Source organism: Pseudomonas sp. Irchel 3E13 (assembly GCF_900187455.1).
In the GTDB taxonomy this organism is placed as follows: Bacteria; Pseudomonadota; Gammaproteobacteria; order Pseudomonadales; family Pseudomonadaceae; genus Aquipseudomonas.
This window is the reverse complement of record NZ_FYDX01000001.1, coordinates 480,706-506,136: the sequence shown is the minus strand read 5'-3', so window position 1 is coordinate 506,136 and position 25,431 is coordinate 480,706. Positions and strand designations below refer to the sequence as shown.

22 protein-coding genes are annotated in these 25,431 nt (G+C 65.0%); 9 read left to right on the top strand and 13 right to left on the bottom strand.

The annotated features are described in order from the left end of the window. Positions 1 to 53 precede the first annotated feature (53 nt). Positions 54 to 1,616: an alkyl hydroperoxide reductase subunit F gene (ahpF, locus tag CKW37_RS02150; protein WP_095153782.1), complete on the top strand. Its 1,563-nt coding sequence runs from the start codon at positions 54 to 56 to the stop codon at positions 1,614 to 1,616. A 73-nt stretch (positions 1,617 to 1,689) separates the two neighbouring features. Here the strand turns inward: ahpF and CKW37_RS02145 are convergent, their stop codons facing one another. The 5 genes from CKW37_RS02145 to ribBA form a co-directional block, all read right to left on the bottom strand. Continuing rightward, positions 1,690 to 2,838, bottom strand: coding sequence for an ABC transporter ATP-binding protein (locus tag CKW37_RS02145; protein ID WP_095153781.1), 1,149 nt, complete (start codon positions 2,836 to 2,838; stop codon positions 1,690 to 1,692). 19 nt (positions 2,839 to 2,857) lie between these two features. Beyond that, positions 2,858 to 3,667 (bottom strand): ABC transporter permease, encoded by an 810-nt coding sequence (locus CKW37_RS02140; RefSeq protein ID WP_095153780.1) that lies wholly within the window; start codon positions 3,665 to 3,667, stop codon positions 2,858 to 2,860. Positions 3,668 to 3,673: 6 nt separating this feature from the next. Next, positions 3,674 to 4,597, bottom strand: a complete 924-nt coding sequence (locus CKW37_RS02135) for an ABC transporter permease (RefSeq protein ID WP_095153779.1) — start codon at positions 4,595 to 4,597, stop codon at positions 3,674 to 3,676. Beyond that, complete coding sequence (locus tag CKW37_RS02130) at positions 4,594 to 5,619, bottom strand: ABC transporter substrate-binding protein (protein ID WP_095153778.1); 1,026 nt, start codon at positions 5,617 to 5,619, stop codon at positions 4,594 to 4,596. The genes CKW37_RS02135 and CKW37_RS02130 overlap by 4 nt, the downstream gene beginning before the upstream one ends. Before the next feature lie 232 nt (positions 5,620 to 5,851). Further along, positions 5,852 to 6,973, bottom strand: a complete 1,122-nt coding sequence (gene ribBA, locus CKW37_RS02125; RefSeq protein ID WP_095153777.1) for a bifunctional 3,4-dihydroxy-2-butanone-4-phosphate synthase/GTP cyclohydrolase II — start codon at positions 6,971 to 6,973, stop codon at positions 5,852 to 5,854. Positions 6,974 to 7,049: 76 nt separating this feature from the next. Here ribBA and CKW37_RS02120 point away from each other — a divergent pair, with 76 nt between their 5' ends. Continuing rightward, positions 7,050 to 7,343, top strand: a complete 294-nt coding sequence (locus CKW37_RS02120; RefSeq protein WP_095153776.1) for a DUF1330 domain-containing protein — start codon at positions 7,050 to 7,052, stop codon at positions 7,341 to 7,343. Positions 7,344 to 7,362: 19 nt separating this feature from the next. Here CKW37_RS02120 and CKW37_RS02115 read toward each other — a convergent pair whose 3' ends face one another. Then, a complete protein-coding gene (locus CKW37_RS02115; protein WP_095153775.1) occupies positions 7,363 to 8,085 on the bottom strand; it encodes a pirin family protein in 723 nt (240 codons plus the stop codon). A gap of 209 nt (positions 8,086 to 8,294) precedes the next feature. On the opposite strand from CKW37_RS02115, the gene CKW37_RS02110 reads away from it, so the two are divergent. Continuing rightward, complete coding sequence (locus CKW37_RS02110; protein WP_095153774.1) at positions 8,295 to 9,248, top strand: GlxA family transcriptional regulator; 954 nt, start codon at positions 8,295 to 8,297, stop codon at positions 9,246 to 9,248. A 49-nt stretch (positions 9,249 to 9,297) separates the two neighbouring features. Here the strand turns inward: CKW37_RS02110 and CKW37_RS02105 are convergent, their stop codons facing one another. Then, the gene (locus tag CKW37_RS02105) at positions 9,298 to 10,206 is read right to left on the bottom strand and encodes a DUF2167 domain-containing protein (protein ID WP_095153773.1); all 909 of its coding nucleotides are present in this window, start codon (positions 10,204 to 10,206) and stop codon (positions 9,298 to 9,300) included. 251 nt (positions 10,207 to 10,457) lie between these two features. Between CKW37_RS02105 and CKW37_RS02100 the strand changes: the two genes are divergently transcribed. Beyond that, positions 10,458 to 11,858, top strand: coding sequence for a winged helix-turn-helix domain-containing protein (locus CKW37_RS02100; protein WP_095153772.1), 1,401 nt, complete (start codon positions 10,458 to 10,460; stop codon positions 11,856 to 11,858). Here CKW37_RS02100 and CKW37_RS02095 read toward each other — a convergent pair. After that, complete coding sequence (locus CKW37_RS02095) at positions 11,846 to 14,647, bottom strand: winged helix-turn-helix domain-containing protein (RefSeq protein ID WP_095153771.1); 2,802 nt, start codon at positions 14,645 to 14,647, stop codon at positions 11,846 to 11,848. The genes CKW37_RS02100 and CKW37_RS02095 overlap by 13 nt on opposite strands. A 502-nt stretch (positions 14,648 to 15,149) precedes the next feature. On the opposite strand from CKW37_RS02095, the gene CKW37_RS02090 reads away from it, so the two are divergent. Beyond that, positions 15,150 to 16,988 (top strand): amidohydrolase, encoded by a 1,839-nt coding sequence (locus CKW37_RS02090; RefSeq protein ID WP_095153848.1) that lies wholly within the window; start codon positions 15,150 to 15,152, stop codon positions 16,986 to 16,988. A gap of 65 nt (positions 16,989 to 17,053) precedes the next feature. After that, on the top strand, positions 17,054 to 17,677 hold the full coding sequence (ycaC, locus tag CKW37_RS02085) for an isochorismate family cysteine hydrolase YcaC (RefSeq protein ID WP_095153770.1): 624 nt from the start codon (positions 17,054 to 17,056) through the stop codon (positions 17,675 to 17,677). 72 nt (positions 17,678 to 17,749) lie between these two features. On the opposite strand, the gene CKW37_RS02080 is transcribed toward ycaC, so the two are convergent. Genes CKW37_RS02080 through CKW37_RS02065 form a run of 4 tightly spaced genes read right to left on the bottom strand, consistent with a single transcriptional unit; the run spans position 17,750 to position 20,567 of the window. After that, a complete protein-coding gene (locus CKW37_RS02080; protein WP_095153769.1) occupies positions 17,750 to 18,478 on the bottom strand; it encodes an amino acid ABC transporter ATP-binding protein in 729 nt (242 codons plus the stop codon). Further along, positions 18,465 to 19,115, bottom strand: a complete 651-nt coding sequence (locus CKW37_RS02075; RefSeq protein WP_177454391.1) for an amino acid ABC transporter permease — start codon at positions 19,113 to 19,115, stop codon at positions 18,465 to 18,467. The genes CKW37_RS02080 and CKW37_RS02075 overlap by 14 nt, the downstream gene beginning before the upstream one ends. After that, entirely contained in the window at positions 19,112 to 19,777 is a 666-nt protein-coding gene (locus tag CKW37_RS02070) for an amino acid ABC transporter permease (protein WP_095153767.1), read from the bottom strand. The genes CKW37_RS02075 and CKW37_RS02070 overlap by 4 nt, the downstream gene beginning before the upstream one ends. Positions 19,778 to 19,787: 10 nt before the next feature. Continuing rightward, complete coding sequence (locus CKW37_RS02065) at positions 19,788 to 20,567, bottom strand: transporter substrate-binding domain-containing protein (RefSeq protein ID WP_095153847.1); 780 nt, start codon at positions 20,565 to 20,567, stop codon at positions 19,788 to 19,790. 277 nt (positions 20,568 to 20,844) lie between these two features. Between CKW37_RS02065 and CKW37_RS02060 the strand changes: the two genes are divergently transcribed. Continuing rightward, on the top strand, positions 20,845 to 21,549 hold the full coding sequence (locus CKW37_RS02060; RefSeq protein ID WP_095153766.1) for a FadR/GntR family transcriptional regulator: 705 nt from the start codon (positions 20,845 to 20,847) through the stop codon (positions 21,547 to 21,549). A 177-nt stretch (positions 21,550 to 21,726) separates the two neighbouring features. Then, positions 21,727 to 23,370, top strand: a complete 1,644-nt coding sequence (locus tag CKW37_RS02055) for an acetolactate synthase large subunit (RefSeq protein WP_095153765.1) — start codon at positions 21,727 to 21,729, stop codon at positions 23,368 to 23,370. A 328-nt stretch (positions 23,371 to 23,698) separates the two neighbouring features. Here CKW37_RS02055 and CKW37_RS02050 read toward each other — a convergent pair whose 3' ends face one another. After that, complete coding sequence (locus CKW37_RS02050; RefSeq protein ID WP_095153764.1) at positions 23,699 to 24,469, bottom strand: IclR family transcriptional regulator C-terminal domain-containing protein; 771 nt, start codon at positions 24,467 to 24,469, stop codon at positions 23,699 to 23,701. A 145-nt stretch (positions 24,470 to 24,614) separates the two neighbouring features. Between CKW37_RS02050 and CKW37_RS02045 the strand changes: the two genes are divergently transcribed. Next, positions 24,615 to 25,424, top strand: coding sequence for a shikimate dehydrogenase (locus tag CKW37_RS02045; protein ID WP_095153846.1), 810 nt, complete (start codon positions 24,615 to 24,617; stop codon positions 25,422 to 25,424). Positions 25,425 to 25,431: the final 7 nt, after the last annotated feature.

Genomic DNA, 25,431 nt, shown 5'->3' with positions numbered 1-25,431 from the left:
GGCGCTTTCGCCCGGGCGTTGTTATTTCTACCGTTTGAAAAGGAATCGCCCGTATGTTGGACGCCACGCTTAAAACTCAGTTGAAAGCCTACCTGGAACGGGTCACTCAGCCGATCGAGATCGTCGCCTCCCTCGATGACGGCGCGAAGTCCCGCGAACTCCACGACCTGCTGAGCGAAGTCGCCAGCCTGTCGAACCTCATTACCCTGCGCGAGGACGGCACCGACGCCCGTCGCCCGTCGTTCTCGCTCAATCGCCCTGGCGGTGAGATCAGCCTGCGTTTCGCCGGCATCCCCATGGGCCACGAATTCACCTCGTTGGTACTGGCGCTGCTGCAAGTCGGCGGCCATCCCTCCAAGGCCAGCGCCGAGCTGATCGAGCAGATCGCCGGGCTGGAAGGCGAATTCAATTTCGAAACCTACTTCTCGTTGTCCTGCCAGAACTGCCCGGATGTGGTCCAGGCGCTGAACCTGATGGCGGTGCTCAACCCCAACGTGCGCCACGTGGCGATCGACGGCGCGCTGTTCCAGGCGGAAGTCGAGTTGCGCCAGGTGATGGCGGTGCCGAGCGTTTATCTCAACGGCGAAGTCTTCGGTCAGGGCCGCATGGGCCTTGAAGAGATCGTCGCCAAGCTCGACACCGGCTCCGATGCGCGTCAGGCCGAGAAGCTCAATGCCAAGGACGCCTTCGACGTGCTGGTGATCGGCGGTGGTCCGGCCGGTGCCGCGGCGGCTATCTATGCCGCGCGCAAAGGCATCCGTACCGGCGTCGCCGCCGAGCGTTTCGGCGGCCAGGTGCTGGACACCATGGCGATCGAGAACTTCATCTCGGTGCAGGAAACCGAAGGGCCGAAACTGGCCACGGCGCTGGAAGAACACGTCAAGCAGTACGATGTCGACATCATGAACCTGCAGCGCGCCGACGCTCTGGTGCCGGCCACCGATGGCGGCCTGCATCAAGTGCGCATGGCCAGCGGCGCGACGTTGAAAGCCAAGACCGTGATCCTCGCCACCGGCGCTCGCTGGCGCGAAATGAACGTGCCGGGCGAGAAGGAATACCGCAGCCGTGGCGTGGCTTACTGCCCGCACTGCGACGGCCCGCTGTTCAAGGGCAAGCGCGTGGCGGTGATCGGCGGTGGTAACTCCGGTGTGGAAGCGGCCATCGACCTGGCGGGTATCGTCGCCCAGGTAACGCTGATCGAGTTCGACAGCCAGTTGCGTGCCGACGCCGTGTTGCAACGCAAGCTGCACAGCCTGCCGAACGTCAAGGTCATCACCAGCGCGCTGACCACCGAAGTGCTCGGTGACGGCCAGAAGGTCAACGGCCTGCGCTACAAGGACCGCACCACCGACGCCGTGCACGACCTGGCGCTGGAGGGGATCTTCGTGCAGATCGGTTTGCTGCCAAACACCGACTGGCTCAAAGGCACGCTGGAGCTGACCCCGCGCGGCGAGATCATCGTCGATGCCCGTGGCCAGACCAACCTGCCGGGCGTGTTCGCCGCGGGTGACGTGACCACCGTGCCGTACAAGCAGATCGTGATTGCGGTGGGTGAGGGGGCCAAGGCGTCGCTGGCGGCATTCGATCACCTGATCCGGACTTCGGCGCCAGCCTGAGGTCTTTGGGCCTGCTTTAACCAATAAAAATCCCGGCCATGCGCCGGGATTTTTGTGTTCAGCGATCAGGGCATCAATGCGCCCCCGCCGCCTTGTTCAAATCACTCTCCTGCCACTCGGTGTACACACAGGCATCCGCCACCGCCCAGCGCACTTTCACTTCATCCCCCGGTTTCATCGACATGCCTGCCGCCGACAGCGCTTTCACGGTCATGGCAGTGCCGCCTGTAGTCACCACGCTGCAGGTCTGGCTTTCGCCGAGGAACAGCACTTCGCCAACCTTTGCCGTGACTTCGTTCCAACCTGCCGGCAGCGCCTCGGTTGCGGCCTGTTCGCGGCTCAGGGCCAGGGCTTTTTCCGGGCGGACCATCAGTAGCACGTCCTGGCCTACCGCCAGGCCCGGGGTCAGGCGCATCGCCACCGGCTGGCCTTCGAAACTGGCCGCGCCGTTGCCCTGAGCCTTCACCCGGAGGAAGTTGGAGTTGCCCAGGAACGAGGCGACGAACGCATTCGGCGGGTTCTGGTAGAGGTCGTAGCCGGTGCCGAGGCCGACGATCTTGCCGTGGCTGAAGATGGCGATGCGCTGGGACAGGCGCATGGCTTCTTCCTGGTCGTGGGTCACGTAGACGATGGTGATGCCGAGCCGACGGTGCAGTTGACGCAGTTCGTCCTGCAAGTCTTCACGCAGTTTTTTGTCCAGCGCGCCGAGGGGTTCGTCCATCAGCAGGATGCGCGGTTCGTACACCAGCGCCCGGGCGATGGCCACGCGCTGCTGCTGGCCACCGGACAGTTGCGCCGGGCGGCGGTGGGCGAATTTGTCCAGTTGCACCAGCTTGAGCATGGCGTCCACTTGCTTGTCACGCTCGGCGGCGCTGCGCTTGCGGATCGCCAGGGGGAAGGCGATGTTGTCGCGCACCGACAGGTGCGGGAACAGCGAGTAACGCTGGAACACCATGCCGATATCGCGTTTGTGAGGCGGCACGTTGACCAGCGACTGGCCGTTGACCAGGATCTCGCCGCTGCTCGGCGTCTCGAAACCTGCCAGCATCGACAGCGTGGTGCTCTTGCCCGAGCCGCTGGAGCCGAGGAAGGTGAGGAATTCGCCGTCCTGGATGTCGAGGCTGATGTTGTCCACCGCGGCGAAGTCGCCGTAGTGCTTGTTCAGGTTGCGCAGGCTGACGAGGGTCTTGGCCTGGGCGGCATCGTTGATGACTGCACTCATGGTTGTTCTCTCCGGGCGCTCAGGCGCTGACTTCGTTGCGCCGGCGCAGGGCGGCGGCGATCACCATGACCAATACCGACAGGCCGATCAGCAGCGTCGAGGCGACGGCGATCACGGGCGTCAGGTCCTGGCGCAGGGTGGTCCACATTTTCACGGGAAGGGTTTGCAGGTTCGGGCTGGCCATCATCACGCTGAGCACCACCTCGTCCCACGAGACCAGGAAGGCGAACAGGCCGCCGGCGATCATCCCCGGGCGGATTCCGGGGAAGGTCACCTTGACGATCGCTTGCAGGCGCGAGGCGCCGCAGATCACCGCGGCGTCCTCGATCGACTGATCGAACAGCTTCAGCGAGTTGATGATGGAAATGATGGTGAACGGCAGGGCGACGATGACGTGGCTGACCACGAAGGAAAACAGCGTGCCGGTGTAGCCCAGTTTCAGGAACAGCGCGTACACCGCCACGGCGATGATCACCAGCGGCACGATCATCGGCAGGGTGAACAGGCCGTAGAGCATTTCGCGGCCGGGGAAACGCCCGCGCACCAGGGCGAAGGCGGTGGGCAGGCCCAGGGCCACGGCGACCACCGTGGTCAGCAGCGCCACCTTGAGGCTGGCGAACGCGGCGTCCATCCATTCGGCATTGGAAAAGAACTGGCCGTACCACTTCAGCGTCCAGCCCGGCGGCGGGAACACCAGCCACTGCGAGGAGCCGAACGACAGCAGGACAATGAACACGATCGGCAGCAGCAGGAACAGCGCGATCAGCCCGGTGGTGGTGTAGAGCCCGAAACGCAGGCGCCGGCTCATGGCATTGGGGGTCAGGAGCATGGTCGCTTACCTCGCGTTGCTGTTGCCGACCGGGGATTCCGGTTGCAGCTTCAGGTAGAAATAGAACAGCACCAGGGTGATCGCGATCAGCAGCGCCGCGGCGGCGCTGGCCAGGCCCCAGTTGAGGAACGACTGCACCTGCTGAACGATGAATTCCGGCAGCATCATGTTCTGCGCGCCGCCGAGCAGGGCCGGGGTCACGTAGTAACCGAGGGACATCACGAACACCATCAAGGCGCCGGAAAACAGCCCGGAACGGCACAGCGGCAGGAACACCTTGAAGAAGTTGGTCCACGGGCTCGCGCCGCAGATCGAGCCGGCCTGCAGGACCATCGGGTCGATGGCCTGCATGGTCGCCTGCAGCGGCAGGACGATGAACGGAATCATGATGTAGCTCATGCCGATCACCACGCCGGTGAGGTTATGCACCATTTCCAGCGGGGCATCGATGATGCCCATTGCCATCAACGCCTTGTTGATCACCCCCGAGGCCTGCAGCAGCACCAGCCAGGAATAGGTGCGGGCGAGCAGGCTGGTCCACATCGACAGCAGCACGATGTTCAGCAGCCAGCGGCCCCAGCCACGCGGCACCAGGGTGATCGCCCAGGCCAGCGGGAAGCCCAGCAACACGCTGATCAGGGTGACCAGGCCGGCCACCGAAAAGGTGTTGAACAGCACCCGGGCGTAGGCCGAGTTGGCGAACAGTTGCTCGTAGTTGCCCAGCCCCGGCACCGGTTCCAGCACGCCGCGCAGCAGCAGGCCGATCAGTGGCGCGAAGAAGAACAATCCGAGAAACAGCAAGGCCGGCAGCAGGTTGCGGCTGCCGCGCCAGCGTTGGCGCAGCGACGGCGTGGGGTTCATGGCCGCTCCCTTGGCGCCGCCGCCACCGGCAGCGGACGCGGTTTGCAAGGCGTTGATGGCGACTTTCATTTGACCAGCCACTCATTCCAGCGGGTCGCGATGGCTGGACCGTTCTTCGCCCAGTAGGCGAAATCCAGGGTGACCTGATCTTGAGCGTAGGCGGTGGGCAGGTTCGGTGCGAGTTCAGGCTTGAGCAGGCTGACGCTGTCCAGGTTCACCGGGGCGTAGGCGGTCTGGTTGGCGAACTCGGCCTGGCCCTTGGCGCTGGCGGCATTGGCGATGAACTTCATGGCCGCGTCCTTGTTCTTGGCGCCTTTGGGCACCACGAGGAAGTCCGCCATGACCAGGTTTTGCTTCCAGCTCACGCCCACTGGCGCGCCGTCCTGTTGCAGGGCGTAGACGCGGCCGTTCCAGAACTGGCCGAGGGTCGCTTCGCCGGAGGCCAGCAGTTGCTGCGACTGCGCGCCGCCGCCCCACCAGACGATGTCTTTCTTGATGGTGTCGAGTTTCTTGAAGGCGCGGTCCAGGTCCAGTGGATAGAGCTTGTCGGCGGGGACGCCGTCCGCCAGCAGGGCCAGTTCCAGTACGCCGGGGCTTGGCCATTTGTACAGGGCGCGTTTGCCGGGGTAGGTCTTGGTGTCGAACAGCGCGCTCCAGTCCACCGGCTTGTTGGCGCCCAGCTTGCCCTCGTTGTAGCCGAGGACGAAGGAGAAGAAGAAGGAGCCTACGCCGTGGTCGGAAACGAAGCGCGGGTCGATGCGATCACGCTGGATGGTGTTGAAATCGAGGGGTTCGAGCAGGCCTTCGCTGGCGGCGCGCAGGGCGAAGTCGGCTTCGACGTCGACCACGTCCCACTGCACATTGCCGCTTTCGACCATGGCTTTGAGTTTGCCGTAGTCGGTGGGGCCGTCCTGCACGACCTTGATGTTGCTGCTCTTGCTGAAGGGCTCGGCCCAGGCGGCTTTTTGCGCGTCCTGGGTGGTGCCGCCCCAACTGACGAAGTTCAGGCTGTCGGCGGCCTGGGTGGCCTGACAGGCCAGGGTCAGCAGGCTGATGGACAGCACTGCGGTTACACGTTTGCTAAACAGCATGGTTACGCCCTCGTTGCTTTTGTTATTCGAGGCGGGCTTTCTGTCGCCCGCCAATCAGTTCGGGGAGCAGCTTTTACAAAGTGTGAGTGGCCGTTTGTGATTGTAGGTGCCGGCCTGCAGGTTTTAAGGTCTACGGGATATCATATTATGGTATTCCAAACTTTTGGCAAGAGGTGTGGGGTTACCGGCTATCACTCCGGGGCGCCGAACCGCAGCGATCAGGCCCCGAAGGTCAGCCCACCAACCCCGGCTCGAACGGAATGCTCTGCACCACCTCCAGGTCATACCCGGTCAGCCCGGCATATTTCAGCGGCGGCCCCAGGTGACGCAGTTTGCCGACCCCCAGGTCCTGCAGAATCTGTGCCCCGGTGCCCACTTCCGAATAGGTCTTCGACTGCCCGCGCTGATACGGCCGAGGCGGCTGGGTCAGGTGCGGCACGCGTTCCAGCAGGGCCTGGGACGATTCATGGTTGGCCAGCACCACGACCACGCCGGTGCCTTCGGCGGCGACTTTCTGCAAGGCCGCCCACAGCGTCCAGTTGGCCGGCCCGGCATATTCGGCGCCGACCAGATCGCGCAACGGGTCGATCACGTGCACCCGCACCAGCGTCGGCTGGTCGCGGCGGATGTCACCCATGACCATCGCCATGTGCACGCCGCCTTCGATACGGTCCTCATAGGTCACCAGGCGGAAGGTGCCGTGCACCGTCGGCAGCTCGCGTTCGCCGATGCGCTTGACGGTCTGCTCGGTACTCAGGCGGTAGTGGATCAGATCGGCGATGGTGCCGATCCTGATGCCGTGGCGGGCGGCGAAGACTTCCAGGTCGGGGCGGCGGGCCATGGTGCCGTCGTCGTTGAGCACTTCGACGATCACCGAGGCCGGGGAGTAGCCGGCCAGCCGCGCCAGGTCGCAGCCGGCTTCGGTATGGCCGGCGCGGGTCAGCACGCCGCCTTCGCGGGCGCGCAGGGGGAAGATGTGGCCCGGCTGGACGAGGTCGTCCGCCGTGGCATTCGGCGCCACGGCGGCGGCGACGGTACAGGCGCGGTCGGCGGCGGAAATGCCGGTGGTGACGCCGCGCGCCGCTTCGATCGACACGGTAAAGGCGGTGCTGAAGGCACTGCCATTGGCCGGCACCATCTGCTCCAGGCCCAGGCGCTGGCAGTGTTCGTCACTCAAGGTCAGGCAGATCAGGCCACGCGCCTCGCGGGCCATGAAGCTGATGGCGGCGGCGTCGCACCGCTCGGCGGCGATCAGCAGGTCGCCTTCGTTTTCACGGTCTTCGTCGTCCACCAGCAGGACCATCTTGCCCTGGCGGTAGTCGTCGAGAATCTCTTCGATGCTGTTGAAAGCCATGCTGCGCGCTCACTGTGGTTCGGTGGAAATTATGGTATACCATAATACGAATTTCCCCCGTTGAGGAGCCTGAGCGATGAAGGCCTATTGGATTGCCCACGTCGATGTGACCGACCCGCAGCAGTATCAGCAATATACCCAGCGCGCCCCGGCGGCCTTCGCCGCGTTTGGTGGCAAGCTGCTGGCCCGTGGCGGGCGCAGTGAGGCGATGGAAGGGCGGGCCACGCCGCAGCGCAGCGTGGTGATTGAATTCGAATCCTACGATCAGGCGGTGGCGTGCTACCGCTCGGCGCAGTATCAGGAAGCCTGCGGCTTTCGCCAGGGAGTGGCGAAAGCCGAGGTGATTATCGTGGAAGGCTACGAGCCCTGATTTCAGGGCTCGCTGCGGTTCAGGCCATGCCCGGCAGTTCGTGAGGGCGCAGGTCGAACACCAGCACTTCGGCATCGACGCCGTGGCTCAGCTCGATCAGTTGCTCCTGGCGCAAGCGCACGCCGTCGCCTTCCTGCAAGGCCACGCCGTTGAGCTCGACACTGCCGCGGGCCACATGGACGTAGGCGTTGCGACCGGCGGGCAGCTTGAGGCTGGCGCTTTCATCGGCGTCGAACAGGCCGGCGTAGATCCGGGCGTCCTGGCGGATTTCCAGCGAGCCGTCCTTGCCGTCCGGCGAGATGATCAGTTTCAGCCGGCCGCGTTTGTCCTCAGCGCTGAAGTTGGCTTGCTGATAACGCGGTTCGGCACCGCCGACCGCTGGCACGATCCAGATTTGCAGGAAGTGCACCGACTCGTCGTGCGAATGGTTGAACTCGCTGTGGGTCACGCCGCGGCCGGCGCTCATCAGTTGCACATCGCCAGGGCGGATCACGGAACCTGTGCCCATGCTGTCTTTGTGTTCCAGCGCGCCTTCCAGCACGTAGGAGAAGATCTCCATATCGCGGTGCGGGTGCTGGCCGAAGCCTTTGCCGGCGCTGACGCGGTCATCGTTGATCACCAGCAGGTCGGAGAAGCCTTGCTCGTCCGGGTTGCGGTATTGGGCGAACGAGAAGGTGTGGAACGATTTCAGCCAGCCATGATTGGCCAGGCCACGATCGGAAGCTTTGCGCAGGGTAAGCATGGTGGTTCTCCTTGTGAGGTGGCGGCTGCTGGAGCAACCGTCGATTCGATGGGAGAAGATTAATGGTTACTGAGCGGCGCAATAAGTAGCTGGAAATGGAATTACTGTCCCGTTGAAGTGGACAATGCGTCAGGACATTCCGATCACGGAGTAGGGGCGGTAATAATGTGCCGCGCGTTATTTACCTGGACTTGCGGTGACCCGACTCGATGAAAAATGTGGCCATGGTGCTGTTTCCCGACTTCCTCCTGCTCGACATGGCAGGCCCGATGGAAGTGTTTTCCATCGCCAACCGCTATCTGAAGGCCGAGGACCATTACCGGCTGACCACCCTCGGCGCGGTGCCGGGGGCGATACGGGCGTCCAATGGCGTCAGCCTGTTGCCGGACCGGGTCATCGACCCCGACGATGCCGGCTGGGACTTGCTGCTGGTGCCTGGCGGTCCCGGCGCCTACAACGAAATCTGCCCGCCGCTGAGCCTGTGGCTGCAAGGCGTCGCCGGGCGCTCGCGGTGCTACGGCTCGATCTGCACCGGCTCGTTCATCCTCGGCCATGCCGGGCTGCTGGATGGCTACCGGGTCACCACCCATTGGCACTACACCGAACGCCTGATCCGCGCCTTTCCCACGGCGCAGGTAGAAACGGACCAGATCTACGTGCGTGACCGCCAGTTGATCACCTCCGGCGGCGTCACCGCCGGCATCGACCTGGCGCTGGCGGTGGTGGCCGAGGATCACGGCAAGAAAGTCGCCCAGGACGTGGCCAAGGTGCTGCTGGTGGTCATGAAACGCCAGGGCGGCCAGGCGCGTTTCAGTCCGCTGGCCGGCGCCGTGGCCAAGGAAGAAACCCCAATCACCCGCGTGCAGAACCATGTGCTGGAGCACCTGGAAGAGCCGTTCGGCATCCCGCGCATGGCGGCGCTGGCGGCCATGAGCCCGCGGCATTTCTCCCGGGTGTTTCTGCGCGAAGTGAACATGACGCCCATGGTCTTCCTGCAGAACGCCCGCATCGACCGCGCGCGCGAGTTGCTGGAAAGCAGCGACCTGCTCTTGAAGACCGTCGCCTACCGCAGCGGATTCGGCAGCGTCCGCTATATGCGGCAGGTCTTCAGCGAGCGATTGGGCGTGACCCCGGCGGAGTATCGCGAGCAACTCTCTCCTTAGGCACGTTCGTTGTAGGTGACCCGCCCATCAAGGCTGAGCCAGACCAGAATCAGGATTGCTTGCGCTTGAACAGCTTGCCGAGGACGCCGGCGATGGCCACCAGGCCGAGGATGATGAACTTCTTGAACGCCAACAAGGCAACACCGATCTTGGCGAACAGACCCGCCTTGGCGGCGATGCCACCGGCGACCAGGGCGGCCAGGCCGTAGGGCGCCAGCTTGTCGGTCTTGGCGTCGTAGTCGGCGTAGCGGTTGCCGTCGGTGAAGTTGGTGAAGGCGAGGATCTTCGGCGTTTCCTGCTTGATTGTCTGCAGGTCAGCCATCGCTGCCACGGCGTTGAGTTCCAGCACGCCTTCGCGGCCCAGCACGCGGATGCTGTAGTTCAGCGTGGTCTGCTCGGCGTCGTCGGCCTTCAACTCTCGTGCCCAGTACATCTTGTGGGTAGCCTGGTCGTAGCTCGGCGGCTCGGCCCAGCCCAGCAGTGTCAGGCCGGCATAGCCTTCCTTGCGACGCTCCTTGTTGTCTTCCTCGTCATCGGCCTTCATCTGCTTGAGCAGGTCGGCGTAGTCGATCTTGGCGGCGTCATCGTCGGAAATGTGGCCGTCGTTCTTGTAGCTGATGATCACGCCCCAGCCGTTTGCCGCCAGTGGGCTGACGGCGGTCGGGATGATCATGCCGAGGGTCTTGAAGCCCCGTGGGTTGCCCCAGGCTTCGGTCAGCAGGCGCTCGGTGTCGTCTGGCGACAGGTAGTAGAACTCGTTGTTGAGTTGCAGGCTGGCGATGCCGCTGGGCAGGGTGATGTTGCCGTGCTGTGGCTTGAGCGTGGCCAGCCACTGTTCGGCGGTCTGCTGCGGTTGTTCGCTGGCGGTTGGCGCAGACGCGGGAGTGCTGGCGGCGATGGCGGGCAACGTGGTTGCGCAGAGCAACACTGCCGCCAATAGCTGGCGCAGGTGTTTCATCGTAATCCCTTACAATTTGAATTAATTTGGTCGCGCAGGATAGCTTAAAGGACTGGTAGATCGCCATGGTCTAGTGCTAGCTGCCTGCTGCTGCGGCTGCTCCACTTGGCTCTGCATGAAGAGCCTGATTCACCGTTGTTGTCCGTCCCCGACACTCTTTTGGCCGCCTGGCACCCCTTCGCACGGTTGTCCTGAAAGCTTGCCCTGCCACTATTCCCTATCAGGTCTTTCAGCGGCAGGAGGTGGATGGTTTGGGCGCACTCGCCAGGGTTTCCAACAACGATGAGGTGCTGCGCTTCGGTCGCTATACCGTGCACTCGGGACAGCGCTTGATGCTCGCCGACGAGCGTCGGCTACCCATCGGTGGCCGGGCTCTGGACATTCTCCTGGTGCTGCTGGAACAGGCCGGTTCGCTGGTAGACAAGCCGACGCTGCTGGCGCGGGTCTGGCCGGACACGGTGGTCGAGGACATCAATCTGCGGGTACACATCGCCGCGCTGCGTCGGGTGTTGGGCGATGACCAGCGTTTCATCGCCAACGTGCCCGGCCAGGGCTACGCGTTCGTCGCGCCGGTACAGCGCGAAGGCGTTGCCGCATCCGCATCTGCGACGACCCACAACCTGCCAACCCGCCTGAGCCGGATCATCGGACGCGATGAGGAGTTGGCGGCGCTCGGCCTGTTGCTGTCGCAACGCCGGCTGGTGACGCTCAGTGGCCCGGTCGGCGTGGGCAAGAGCGCCCTGGCCCTGAGCGCCGCCGAAACGCAGACGCCGCGTTGGCGCGACGGTGCCTGGCTGATCGACTTCGCCGAGGCGCAATGCCCACGCGAGGCGGTCACCGGCCTGCTGCGTGATCAGGGCCTGGCGCCTTGTGACGAGTGTCCGCTGGCGGGTTTACCGGGCTACCTATTGAATCGGCAACTGCTGCTGGTGCTGGATCACTGCGAGGCGATGCCGCAGGGCAGTCGCCGGCTGGCCGAAGCGCTGCTGGCGCTGGCGCCGGGGGTGACGATTCTGGCGGTCAGTCGCGAGCCGTTGCGCATTCGCGGTGAAACCCTGTTACCCGTGGCACCGCTGGCGGTCCCGCCCAGCAGCGACGCGCACAGCGTGGAGCAGTTCATGAGCTATGCCGCGGTGCGCTTGTTCGTCAGGTGCGCCCAGGCCCGGCAGGCGGATTTCGTCCTGCGCCCGCAGGACCTCAAGGCGGTCTGGGAAATCTGCCGGCAGCTCGACGGGTTGCCGCTGGCGTTGGAGCTGGCGGCGGCGCAGATCGATGTGTTCGCCCTGGTCGGCTTGCGTGCGCAGTTGAGTGAAGGTCTGCAGGTGCTCAATCGGGGACGGCGCACCGCCCAGGCCCGGCATCAATCGCTGAAGGCGGCGCTGGACTGGAGTTTCCAGCGCCTGCCGGCGATCGAGCAGCAGGTCTTGCGCAGCCTCGCGCAACTGAGCCGGCCATTCAGCCTGGAACAGGCGGTCGCCCATGTCGCCGCCGACGGCATCGGCCCGCTGCCCGCCGTGCGGGCGGTGGAGCGACTGGCCGCCAAATCGCTGCTGGCGGTGCATTACGCGCCGCTGCGTTACCGGGTGCTGAACAGCACCGGTTGGTACTTGCGCCAGAGCGTCGAGGACGGCGCGCTGCTTCAGCCGGCCTGAGTGCTTTCGTAGCGGCTGCGTGGTTGTTCACGGGCGGGCAGTTGCTCCAGCAACTGGCGCGCCCGCAGCACCTGCGGCGTGGCGAACCCTTCGCTGAAACGGGCAAGCACCGGCGCCAGTAACTGCCGGGCGGGCAGCGGTCGGCCGTCTTCCAGCCAGAGCTGCGCCAGGGCGCTGGCGCTGCGCAGTTCCCAGGCCAGCGCCTGTTGTTTGCGGGCGATGCCGAGGGCCTTGAGCAACAGGACTTCGGCTTCCTGACGAGCATTCGCGCCCGCCACCATAAGCTGCTCGGCCCGTGAGCAGAGCAGGGCAGGGCCGGCCCAGCCGGCGTCGCCGTTGTGTGCTCTTTCCAGCAGCGCGGTATCGACCCGCCCTGGCAGCTGCGTCGCCAGCAGGTCGCCGATCAAGCCGGTGGCCGGCTTGCCGGGTTCGCCATCGAGTGCCCGGGCGTAGTGCTCGGCCCAGTCCTGGAATAGACCCACGGAATGGCGGATGGACTGCTCGCGAAGCAGCGCCACGCGCTCCCGGGCTTGTTCCGCGTCGCCGTTGTACCAGGGAATGACGCAGCCGCTGAGGGCGAGGGTGTAGCACAGCGTGGTGCCATGGTTGATCTGGCGCGCCAGGTCCAGCGCCTGCTCGGCGGTGCACGCGGCCTGTTCCGCCAGCCCCTGCAGCCAGAGAATGCGCGCCAGCAGGGTGAGGGCGGCGACGCTCTGGTCATATTGCACACCGAAACCTTGGGTGAAGCGGTTGAGGCGGCCGCTGTGGGCCATGCGTTGCAGCGCGTCGGCGGCCTCGGTGCGGGCGCCGGCCTGATCGCCGCTGAAGTGCAGGCCAAGCCCGCGCAGGCGCTGGGCGCTGAGGGCCAGTTGCGGGTCGTGGCTGAGGCCGCGCTGGTCGAAGTCGCGGCTCAGGTGCAGCGCTTGCTGGTATTCGCCCCGGCTCAGGTTGACCGCCATATGCCCGGAGATCGCCCGCAACTGGCCGGGCATGTCGCCGTGGCGCTCGGCGAGTTCGCGGGCGCTGCCGAAGGCGTCGAGGGTTTCCTGGTTGCCGCCATGGTCGTGGTAGCTGAAGGTGCCCATCGCCAGCTTGAGGTTGATGTGCAGGTGTGCGGCGGGATGGGCGTCGGCGTCCAGGTGCAACAGCGCCTTGCGGATATGCCGGCCATGCTCCGAGAGCAGCGACAGTTCCTGCCACAACGGTGCCGACGCGGCGGTCAGCCGGGCGCCGAGCAGGCCCGCGTCGCTGCTGGCGAAACCCCATTCCAGCGCCGCGCGCAGATCGTCGAGGGCCCGCGAATAGCGCTCCAGCCACTGCTCGGCGCTGGTCTGCGGCCACTCGCGTTCGGCCTGCTGCATGATCACCAGATAGCGCTCGGCATGGCGCTTGAGCGCCGCCGGCAACTCGCCGGCCTGTTGCAACCTGGCCATGGCGTAGCTGCGGGTGGTGTCGAGCAGGCGGTAGAACACCTCTTCATCACCGACATCGACATTGAGCAGCGACTTGGTCACCAACTGGCTCAGCGCATCCAGCACCTGCTCGCGGCCGAGGCGTTCGTCGGTGACCAGGGCCAGCGCCGAGGCCAGGGTGAAGCCGCCGCGAAACACGCTGAGCCGGCGCAGGCAGGTGCGCTCGCTGTCGTTGAGCAACTGAAAGCTCCAGTCCAGCGTGGCGCCGAGCAGGTGCTGCGGGGCCGCGTCAATCTGCGGCTGGGCCAGGTGTTTGCGCAGATCGCCGAGCAGACCGTCGAGGTCGAGGGTCGCCAGTTGCGCCGCGGCCAGTTCCAGGGCCAGCGGAATGCCGTCGAGCTGACGGCAGATAGCGAGCACCGTGGTCAGGTTGGTGGTGTCGAGTTCGAAGCTGTCCTGGCTGGCGATGGCCCGTTCGACGAACAGTTGCACGGCGCTGTAGCGCAGCGCTTCGGCGGGGTCGAGCAGGGCGTCGGCCGGCGGGCATTCCAGCGCGTCGAGGCGCTGCAGCCATTCACCTTCGGCACGCAGGCTCTCGCGGCTGGTCACCAGGATCTGCAAGCGCGGGGCGCAGCGCAGCAGGTGTTCGCAAAGGCTGGCGACCGAGTCCACCAGATGCTCGGCGTTGTCGATCACCAGCAGCACCTGACGTTCGCTCAGGTAATTGCACAGGGCGTCCAGCGGCGCCTGGTCGGGCAGGGCCAGACCGAATACGCCGGCGAGGTTGCTGACGATCATCGACGGGCTGCTCAGCGGGCTCAGGTCGAGCAGGCGAACGCCGTCGCGGTAGTGCCCGAGCAGTTGCTCGGCGACCCGCAGCGCCACGGTGGTCTTGCCGATGCCACCGGGGCCGGCGAGGGTCAGCAGGCGTTGCTGCGACAGTTGATCGAGCAGTTGATTGACCAGCACCTGGCGGCCGATTGGCCGAGTGCGCCGCAGGGGCAGGTTGTGCGCGGCGTTGACCCGGTCGGGCGACAGCGGCGGCGGGGTCTTTAGCGTCAGCGGCGCGACGAAGCTGTAGCCGCGCTGGGCCACGGTGACGATGTAGCGCTGCCCGCCCTGGCCGTCGCCGAGGGCCTTGCGCAAGGCGGCGATGTGCACGCGCAGGCTGATGTCCTCGACTACCGTGTCGGGCCAGACCAGCGCCATCAGTTGCTGTTTGCCCAGCACTTCGCCGGGCCGCGCCAGCAGCGCGAGGAGGATGTCCATGGCGCGCCGGCCGAGGCGCAACGGCCGTTCGTTCTCGACGATCAGGCGCTGGCCGGGAAACACCCGGTAAGGGCCGAACTGAATGGCCTGTTCGCTGTTGTTGCTCACATCGTGCTCCTGACGCTGTTCCGACTACCGGCGGCGGCCCCGAAAGGGCTCTGCCGCGTGGCTTTGGCGCATGTTGGGCAGGTTCGGGCAGCAACGCAATGGCGGCGTCGCCGGTGCGCCTCGGTACGCGGTCTACGCTTGTACAGCTCTGCACGGTGCAGGCCCTGTTTGCGGGCGCCTGCCCGCAGTCGGGGGAAAAACACTACGCCGCGCAGGGGAATAATTAACAACGATTAACTCGTCCATGATCGCCTCACGCCCAAGAATCAACGGGATCAAGCGCCAGGGGAGTCCGACATGACTGAATCATCCGCAGTGCGGCCCGGTGAACGCCACACCGTCGCGACCGACGGTGACGAGGAGTGCGGCCATGACTGACCGCGATGACCACACCGACCCGGCCCGCCGCCGCCTGCTGGCCGCCGGCTCTCTCCTGACCGCCGCCGCGACGCTGCTGCCGCGGTTGTCCTTCGCCTCACTCACTTCTGACCAAGGACCTGCAATGAATGCCGACCTGATTCTGTTCAACGGCCAGTTCCACACCGTGGACCGGGAAAATCCGCAAGCCACCGCAGTCGCGATCAAGGACGGGCGTTTCATCGCCGTGGGCAGCGATGCCCAGGCCATGGCCGCGCGCAGCACCGGCACCCAGGTCATCGACCTCAAGGGCCGCTGCGTGATCCCCGGCCTCAACGACTCGCACCTGCACCTGATCCGTGGCGGCCTCAACTACAACCTCGAACTGCGCTGGGAAGGCGTGCCGTCGCTGGCCGACGCCCTGCGCATGCTCAAGGACCAGGCCGAGCGCACCCCGACCCCGCAATGGGTGCGGGTGGTCGGTGGCTGGAACGAATTCCAGTTCGCCGAAAAACGCATGCCGACCCTGGAAGAGCTGAACCAGGCCGCGCCCGACACCCCGGTGTTCGTCCTTCACCTGTATGACCGCGCCTTGCTCAACCGCGCCGCGTTGCGTGTCGCCGGCTACACCCGCGACACGCCCAACCCGCCGGGCGGCGAGATTGTCCGCGACAGCAAGGGCGAGCCCACCGGCATGCTGGTGGCGCGGCCCAACGCGATGATTCTCTACTCGACCCTGTCCAAGGGGCCGAAGCTGCCGTTGGAATATCAGGTCAACTCGACCCGCCAGTTCATGCGTGAACTCAACCGCCTCGGCCTGACCAGCGCCATCGATGCCGGCGGCGGTTTCCAGAATTACCCTGACGACTACGAGGTGATCGAGCAACTGGCCAAACAAGACCAGTTGACGGTGCGCATCGCCTACAACCTGTTCACTCAGAAACCCAAGGACGAACTGGCCGATTTCAAGAACTGGACCAGCAGCGTCAAGCTGCACCAGGGCGACGACATGCTGCGCCACAATGGCGCCGGCGAGATGCTGGTGTTCTCCGCTGCCGACTTCGAGGACTTCCTCGAACCGCGCCCGGACCTGGCGCCGAGCATGGAGCAGGACCTTGAACCGGTGGTGCGCCACCTGGTTGAGCAGCGCTGGCCGTTCCGCCTGCACGCCACTTATGACGAATCCATCAGCCGCATGCTCGATGTGTTCGAGAAGGTCAACCGCGACATTCCGTTCAACGGCTTGCCGTGGTTCTTCGACCACGCCGAAACCATCACCCCGCGCAATATCGAGCGGGTGCGGGCGCTGGGCGGCGGCATCGCGATCCAGGACCGCATGGCGTTCCAGGGCGAATACTTCGTCGAGCGCTACGGCGCCAAGGCCGCCGAAGCGACCCCGCCAATCAAGCGCATGCTTGCCGAAGGCGTGCCGGTCGGCGCCGGCACCGACGCTACCCGGGTTTCCAGTTACAACCCGTGGACCTCGCTGTACTGGATGGTCAGCGGTCGCACCGTCGGCGGCCTGGCTTTGCATGAGGAAGGGCTGTCGCGCCTCACCGCGCTGGAGCTGTTCACCCACGGCAGCGCCTGGTTCTCCTCGGAGCAGGGCAAGAAGGGCCAGATCAAGGTCGGCCAGTTGGCGGACGTCGCAGTGCTCAGCGCCGACTACTTCAGCGTCGATGAAGAAGCCATCAAGTGGATCGAGTCGGTGCTGACCGTGGTCGGCGGCAAGGTGGTGTTCGGCGCCGACGACTTCCGCAACCACGGCCCGCTGGACATTCCGGTGCTGCCGGACTGGTCGCCGGTGGTCAAGGTGCCGGGTCACTGGCGTCCGGCCTCGCCGTTGCAGGCGCAGGTGCACCAGTGCAGCGGCCCGTGCGGCGTGCATGCCCACGGCCATGAACGGGCGCGCCTGTCCAACGTGCCGGTCAGCGACTTCCAGGGCTTCTGGGGCGCGTTCGGCTGCTCCTGCTTCGCCTTCTGATCTCACCTCGGCGCGGGCTTCAAGCCCGCGCCATCCCGCGTCATTCAACCCCTGGGAGTCATGTAATGAGCGCCAACTACAAACGCCTGAACAAAGACGATGCCGTGGTATTGCTGGTGGATCACCAGACAGGTTTGATTTCCCTGGTGCAGGACTTCTCGCCCAACGAGTTCAAGAACAACGTCCTGGCCCTGGGGGACCTGGCGAAGTTCTTCGGCTTGCCGACCATCCTCACCACCAGCTTCGAACAGGGCCCCAACGGCCCGCTGGTACCCGAGCTGAAAGCGCTGTTCCCGGACGCGCCGTACATTGCCCGCCCTGGCCAGATCAACGCCTGGGACAACGACGATTTCGTCCAGGCGATCAAGGCCACCGGGCGCAAGCAACTGATCATTGCCGGCGTGGTGACTGATGTCTGCGTGGCGTTCCCGACCCTGTCGGCGCTGGCCGAGGGCTTCGACGTGTTCGTGGTGACCGACGCTTCCGGCACCTTCAACGAAACCGTGCAGCAAGCGGCCTGGGCGCGCATGACCGCGGCCGGCGCGCAGATGATGAACTGGTTCTCGGTGGCCTGTGAGCTGCACCGCGACTGGCGCAACGATATCGAGGGCCTGGGCAACCTGCTGTCCCAGCGCATCCCCAACTACCGCAACCTGATGAACAGCTACGCGGCGCTGACCGCCAAGTAAGCGCATTCGGCGGTTCTTCCAGCGGGCTTGTCGCGGATACGGCAAGCCCGTTGTCGTTCACGGGATATCAGGTCAGGCAACGCTGCCAATGAAGTTCGCCAGCTCCGGCGTTTGCGGCGCGTCAAACAGCACTTTCGGATCGCCCATCTCGTGCACCTTGCCCTGGTGCATGAACACCAGCTTGTCGCCGACCTCGCGGGCGAAGCGCATTTCGTGGGTGACCATCACCAGGGTCATGCCTTCGCGGGCCAGTTCACGCACCACGCTGAGCACTTCGCTGACCAGTTCCGGATCAAGCGCCGAGGTGATTTCGTCACACAGCAGCACCTTCGGCGACATCGCCAGCGCCCGGGCGATCGCCACCCGTTGCTGCTGGCCGCCGGACAACTGGTCGGGGTAGGCGTCGAAGCGATTGCCCAGGCCGACGCGGTCCAGCATCTGTTGCGCCAGCGTGCGTGCGTCGGCGTTGGAGGTTTTCTTCACCAGTTGCGGCGCGAGCATGACGTTTTCGCCAACGCTCAGGTGCGGGAACAGGTTGAACTGCTGGAAGATCATCCCGACTTTCTGCCGCAGCGAACGCAGGTCGGCGCGCGCGGCGTCGAGGTATTCGCCGTCCACTTCGATCACCCCGTCGTTGATCGATTCGAGGCCATTCAAAGTACGCAGCAATGTGCTCTTGCCCGAGCCGCTGCGGCCGATGATCGCCACTACCTCGCCCTGTTCGATGCTCAGGTCGACGCCCTTGAGCACGTGGTTGTTCCCGTAATACTTGTGCAACGCAGACACTCTAACCAGCGGCATGCAGCCTCCTTTCCAGGTAACGGGCACCCAGCGACAGTGGAAAACACAGAATGAAGTAGCCCAGGGACACCAGGCCGTAGATCAGGAAGGGTTCGAAGGTGGCGTTGGCCAGCATGCCGCCGGTCTTGGTCAGCTCGGTGAAGCCGATGATCGACGTCACCGCGGTGCCCTTGACCACCTGCACCGAGAAGCCCACGGTCGGCGCCACGCCAATGCGCAGCGCTTGCGGCAGGATCACATAGCGCAGTTGCTCGTAACGGCTCAGCGCCAGGCTCGAACTGGCTTCCCACTGGCCACGGGGAATCGACTCCACGCAGCCGCGCCAGATCTCGGCGAGAAAGGCGCTGGTGAACAAGGTCAGCGCCACCGCCGCGGCCACCCAGGCCGAGACATCGATGCCGAACAGGGCGATGCCGAAAAACACCATGAACAGTTGCATCAGCAGCGGCGTGCCCTGGAACAGCTCGATATAGCCGCGGCTCAGCACCCGCAGCGTGGTGTTCTGCGAAATCCGCCCGACCAGCATCAGCAGCCCGACCGCGCCGCCACAGACAAAGGCCACCAGCGACAACAGCAGGGTCCACTGCAAACCGGTGAGCAGGTTGCGCACGATGTCCCACAGAGTGAAATCCATCAGCCTCTCCTCACGATCAGGCGGCGGCCCAGCAGGTTGAGCAACTGCCGCACGCCGATGGCCATCAGCAGGTAGATCAGGGTGGTCAGCAGGTAGGTTTCGAAGGCGCGGAAGTTGCGCGACTGAATGAAGTTGGCGGCGAACGACAACTCCTCGGTGGCGATCTGCGAACACACCGCCGAGCCGAGCATGACGATCACGACCTGGCTCGACAGCGCAGGCCAGACCTTGGCCAGGGCCGGGCGCAGGATCACGTAGCGGAACGTCTCGAAGCGACTCATGGCCAGGGCCGCCGCCGCTTCCAGTTGCCCGCGCGGGATCGCCTGGATGCCGGCGCGGATGATCTCGGTGGAATAGGCACCGAGGTTGATCACCATCGCCAGCACCGCGGCCTGCCATTCGCTCATGCGCACGCCGAGGGCCGGCAGGCCGAAGAAGATGAAGAACAACTGGACGATGAACGGGGTGTTGCGGATCAGTTCCACATACACCGCGAACAGCCAGTTGAACGGTCGCAGGTTCCAGGCGCGGACCGCCGCGCCGACGATGCCCAGGGCAACGCCGAACACGGTGCCAATCAGCGTCAGCTCCAGGGTGAACGCCGCGCCCTTGAGCAGCAGGTCACCCTGGGCCAGTACCGCGGCGAAATCGAATTGATAGGCCATGCGCAGGGGCTCACTGGAAATCGGCGGGCAGCGGCTGTTTCAGCCATTTCTCGGCGTTGCGGTTGAGGCTGCCGTCGGCGACGGCTTCGGCGAGGATGCCGTTGACCTTCTCCAGCAGCGCCGGCTGTTCCTTGGCCATGCCGACGTAGACCGGGGAGTCCTTGAGCTTGACCTTGAGCACCGGGACTTTCTTCGGGTTCTTCTCGGCGATTGCGGACATCACCACGCTGCCGCTGGCGATCAGGTCGACCTGGCCGGAGAGGTAGGCGGCGATGGTCGAGTTGTTGTCCTCGAAGCGCTTGATGGTGGTGCCTTGCGGGGCCACGGCGCTCAGTTCCATATCCTCGATGGCGCCGCGGGTGACGCTGATGGTCTTGCCGGCCAGTGCCTCGACGTTGTCGACGCTGCTGTCTTGCGGGCCGAACACGGCGAGGTAGAAGGGCGCGTAGGGTTTGGAGAAGTCCACGACCTTCTCGCGCTCGGGGTTCTTGCCGAGGCTGGAGATCACCAGGTCGACCTTGCCGGTGGTGAGGAAGGGGATGCGGTTGGTGCTGTTGACCGGGGTCAGGGCCAGCTTCACGCCGAGCTTGTCGGCCAGCAGTTGCGCGGTGTCGATGTCCAGGCCGCGCGGCTTGAGGTCGGGGCCGACCGAGCCGAACGGTGGGAAGTCCTGGGGTACGGCGACTTTCAGGACGCCGCGCTGGGCGATGTCGCCCAGCACATCGGCCTGGGCGCCGACGGCGCTGCCGCAGAGGAGGGTGGCCAGCAGAAGGGTGCGCAGTTTACTCATGGTCAGTACCTCGGGGCGGATCAATGGGCTGAATCGTTTCGAGCCCATTGCAGCCGGCGTGCCATGCGCGGAAAAATCTTGAAAAATTTCCTGGAAGCCCGGTTCTGCGCGGTATTACTGGTCTGAACAGTTGGCCCGCCGGCGACCGCCACGCAAACGCATTTTGCCCCGAGAAAAGGCAATGTTTACGGGCTTGCGCCAGGATGGGGCCAAACTTGCGTGGTACAGGGAAAAGGACGTAAAACAGCGCATTCTTCGTTCTGACCGGTCTGAACACATGCTCGACATTCCTACCCGCAGTGCCGTTCCCGAGCAGGCCTTGCAGGCCATCCAGCGGCTGATCCGCGAGGGCGACTACCAGCCCGGCGATGCCTTGCCCTCGCAGCGCGACCTGGCCGAACGGCTGGGGGTGAGCCGCGCGTCATTGCGTGAAGCCTTGTCGTCGCTGAGTGCTTTGGGCGTGGTCAGCGTGCAGCCGGGCAAGGGCGTGTTCGTGCAGGGCGCCAAGAGCGAACAGGCGTCGGAATCGTCGTGGTTTTCCTGGCCGTTCGCCCAGCAGATCGGCGCGGCGGACACGTTCCAGTTGCGCTATGTGCTCGAAGGCTTCGCCGCGGGGCAGGCGGCCAATGCCCTGACCACCGACGACCTGGATGAACTTGCGGTGAACGTCGAAGCCATGCGCGAGCAATTGCGTGCCGGCCACTTCGAGGCGGCGGCGAAGCTGGACTTCGCCTTCCACCGGCGCCTGCTCGAAGCCAGCGGCAACCGGGCAATGCTGCACATCGTCACCGCCAGCGAAGCAATCTTCGCCGAGAGCCAGAAGCTGCCGTTCATCCGCCCGGAGCGGGCGATGGAGACCTGGCAGGAACACCGCAAGATCCTTCGCGCCCTGAGCCGCCATTCAGCGAGCGCGGCGCAGAAGGCGATGCAGGAACATATCCGCAATGCGGCGGCGCGGACCGGGATCGTGTTTGGCGGCTGATCTGTGCGATTACCGGCGAGTGTGTTGCACGACATGTCTGAAAAGGTGCGACAATCGCGCCCGCTTTCGTGCGTGACTCCATCGAGCGTTGCCGGCGTCAAGGCTACGTTCGTCGTGCATTCGCATGCTGAGCGATTGTTTTGATCCCGTGCAATCCCACTTGAGGTAGCAAGCAAGATGGCCAAGGCCGCCGATGTCGTTGTGCAATGCCTGGAAAACGAAGGTGTCGAGTATGTGTTCGGCATTCCCGGTGAGGAAAACCTCGACCTGCTGGAATCCCTGCGCAAGTCGAAGATCAAGCTGGTTCTGACCCGCCACGAGCAGTCCGCGGGCTTCATGGCCGCGACCTATGGCCGCCTGACCGGCAAGACCGGCGTCAGCCTGGCGACCCTCGGCCCTGGCGCGACCAACCTGGTGACCGCCGGCGCCTACGCCTACCTGGGCGGCATGCCGATGCTGATGATTACCGGCCAGAAGCCGATCAAGAAATCCAAGCAGGGCCGTTTCCAGATCATCGACGTGTGCGGAATGATGGACCCCATCACCAAGTACACCCACCAGCTCGCTTCCGCCGACAACATTCCTTCGCGCATGCGTGAAGCCTTCCGTCTGGCCGAGGAAGAGAAACCGGGCGCGGTGCACCTGGAACTGCCGGAAGACATCGCCGCCGAGCAGACCGACGCCATGCCGATCCCGCCGAGCCTGCACCGTCGCCCGCTGGCCGAGCACGTCGCCATCGACGCCGCGATCGACAAGCTGCGCACCGCCCGCAGCCCGATCCTGGTCATCGGCGCTGGCGCCAACCGCAAGATGACCGCCAAGGTCCTCAAGCAACTGATCGACCAGACCGGCATCCCGTTCGTCACCACCCAACTGGGTAAAGGCGTGGTCGACGAGCGCGATCCGCGCTTCCTCGGCAACGCCGCGCTGTCCTCCGGTGACTTCGTGCACCGCGCGGTGGAAGCGGCCGACCTGATCATCAACATCGGCCACGACGTGATCGAGAAGCCGCCGTTCTTCATGGTCCGTGGCGGCACCGAGGTCATCCACATCAACTTCCGCTCCGCCGAAGTCGATGCCGTGTACTTCCCGCAGATCGAAGTGATCGGCGACATCGCCAACGCCGTCTGGCAGATCGCCGAAGGCCTGGGCGACACCTCGCACTGGGACTTCACCCGCCTGCTGGCGATCCGCGAAGCCAACGAACTGCAGATCGCCGAAGGCAAGGACGACGACCGCTTCCCGGTCTACCCGCAGCGCCTGGTCGCCGACATCCGTCGCGCCCTGCCGTCCGAAGGCATCGTTGCCCTGGACAACGGCATCTACAAAATCTGGTTCGCCCGCAACTACAAGGCGCACAAGCCCAACACCGTGCTGCTGGACAACGCCCTGGCGACCATGGGCGCCGGCCTGCCGTCGGCCATGGCTTCGCACCTGGTGTACCCGGACCGTCCGGTGATCGCGGTGTGTGGCGACGGCGGCTTCATGATGAACAGCCAGGAACTGGAAACCGCGGTACGCCTGGGCATGCACGTCACCGTGGTGATCCTGCGTGACGACGGCTACGGCATGATCCGCTGGAAGCAGGCCAACATGGGCTTCACCGATTTCGGCCTGGACTACGGCAACCCGGACTTCGTCAAATACGCCGAAGCCTACGGTGCCAACGGCCACCGCGTGGAAAGCGCCGAAGGCCTGCTGCCGCTGCTGGAGCACTGCATCAAGACCCCGGGCGTGCACGTGATCGACTGCCCGGTCGACTACAGCGAGAACGATCGCATCCTCAACATCGAACTGCGTGAGCGCGCCCTGGCGGTCTAAGGGTTCGTCGCTGTTTCGCTGTTGATGAAGAACCGCCGCGGTCCGGGTTTCCGGAGCGCGGCGGTTTTTTTATGGGCTGGAGAAACGGGCTAAGCGCTTGATGAAGCTCGCACCCCGGCCCAAGCGCCGTCGCTGGCAAGCCAGGTTCTGCGGCTGCCACCAATCCTGTGGAAGCTGGCTTGCCAGCGATAGCGTCCTCAAAAACACCCGAATCTCGCGTTCCATAGGCCCAGGTCCAGGTGGTGTGGGCCGGTGAGATCAGCCGGCTTTTTGAGCTGTCTTGCGGGCCTTCGCGAGCAAGCTCGCTCCTACAATCAGCGGGTTTGCTTCACTCCAGCACCGGCCGCAACAACGCCTGCGCCTCATACAACGGTGTCAAAAACCGTTTCCTCATGTCTTCGACGCTGATCCGCGACGCATGGCTGGTGATCGCCAGCGTCGAGCGCAGCACGCCGTGCCGGTCCTGCAGCGGCACACCAAGCACGCGCATGCCCACTTCGAATTCCTGATCCACCTCGGCGTAGCCTTGGCGCGCAATAACCCGCAATTCCTCGCGCAATGCCTGCTCGTCAACGCAGGTGTAGGGCGTCAACGCCCGTAATTGAGTGCGGGCGAAATAGGCATCCAGCGCCTCGGCGCCCAACGCCGCCAGCCACAGCCGGCCGCTGGCGGTGCAGTACATCGGCACCCGCGAACCTGGGCGGATCGACAGCGAGGCGACGTGGCTGTAGCGGCTGCGGACGATATGCACCATCTCGTCGCCGTCGCGGGTGCCCACCGAGACGTGCTCCTGGGAGGTCCGCGCCACCTGTTCCACCACCGGGCGCAGCATGCGCGGCAGTTGCGCCGAATCGACGTAGGCCTGGCCGATGCGCAGCGCCTTGGGGGTCAGCCAGTAATGGCGGCCATCGGTCTCGATGAACGCTTCATGCACCAACGTCAGCAAAAAGCGCCGCGCGGCGCTCTGGGTCATGCCCGACAGCGCGGCGGCCTGGGGCACGGTGAGTTTCGGCTGATCGACGCTGAACAGTTGCATCAGCGCCAGACCTTTTTGCAGGCCGGCGATCAGGTCGCGCGGGTGGATGGTGGGGTGGGCCATGGCGATTCCGGGGAATATCGACGAAGAGTGCGATTATCGCAGTCACGCTGCGAATAACAACCAGAAAGCCGATCGCCGCGATTGGCCGGTGCGGCGCCAGGACGCACCCTTGGCGCACAACAAAACGGACCCTCTGGAGGTCAGCATGCTGCACGGATCCACGGAACTGGTGGCGATCGTCGGGTCGCCCATCACCCAGGTCAAATCCCCGGAAAACTTCAACCGCTGGTTCCAGGACAACAGCCGGAACCTGGCGATGCTGCCCATCGATATCCGCGAGGACGCCCTCGACGCCTTTATCGACACCCTGCGCGGCTGGCAGAACCTGCGCGGCGTGGTGGTGACCGTGCCGTACAAGCAGGTGCTGGCCGGGCGTCTCGATGAGGTCAGCGAGCGCGCCGGCGCGCTGGGCTCGGTGAACGTCATCCGTCGCCAGGCCGATGGGCGTCTGTTGGGCGACAACGTCGATGGCGAGGGCTTTCTCAACGCCGCCTGCCTCAACGGTTTCCAGGCCCGCGGCAAGCGGGCGCTGGTGATCGGTGCCGGGGGTGTCGGCAGCGCCATCGCCTGGTCGCTGTGCCAGGCCGGGGTGGCATCATTGGTGCTCAGCGATGCCAGCCTGTCGCGCTGCGAGACGCTGGCCGCGCTGCTGCGCAAGGCGTTCGGCGAGGTCCGCATCGACATCGGTTACGACACGCTCGCCGGCTTCGACCTGTTGGTCAACGCCACCCCGGCCGGCATGGGCGGCACCGATGAACTGCCGTTGCCCGCGGCGCAACTGGACGGGCTGCAGGCCTCGACCCTGGTCGCCGACGTGGTCACTTCGCCGGAAATCACGCCGTTGCTGGCCGCCGCCCGCGCACGCGGTTGCCGCATCCAGACCGGGCCGCAGATGGCCTTCGCCCAGCTCGGCAATCTCGGCCATTTCATGGGCGTCACGCCCTTGCAGTTGTGAGGGGCGG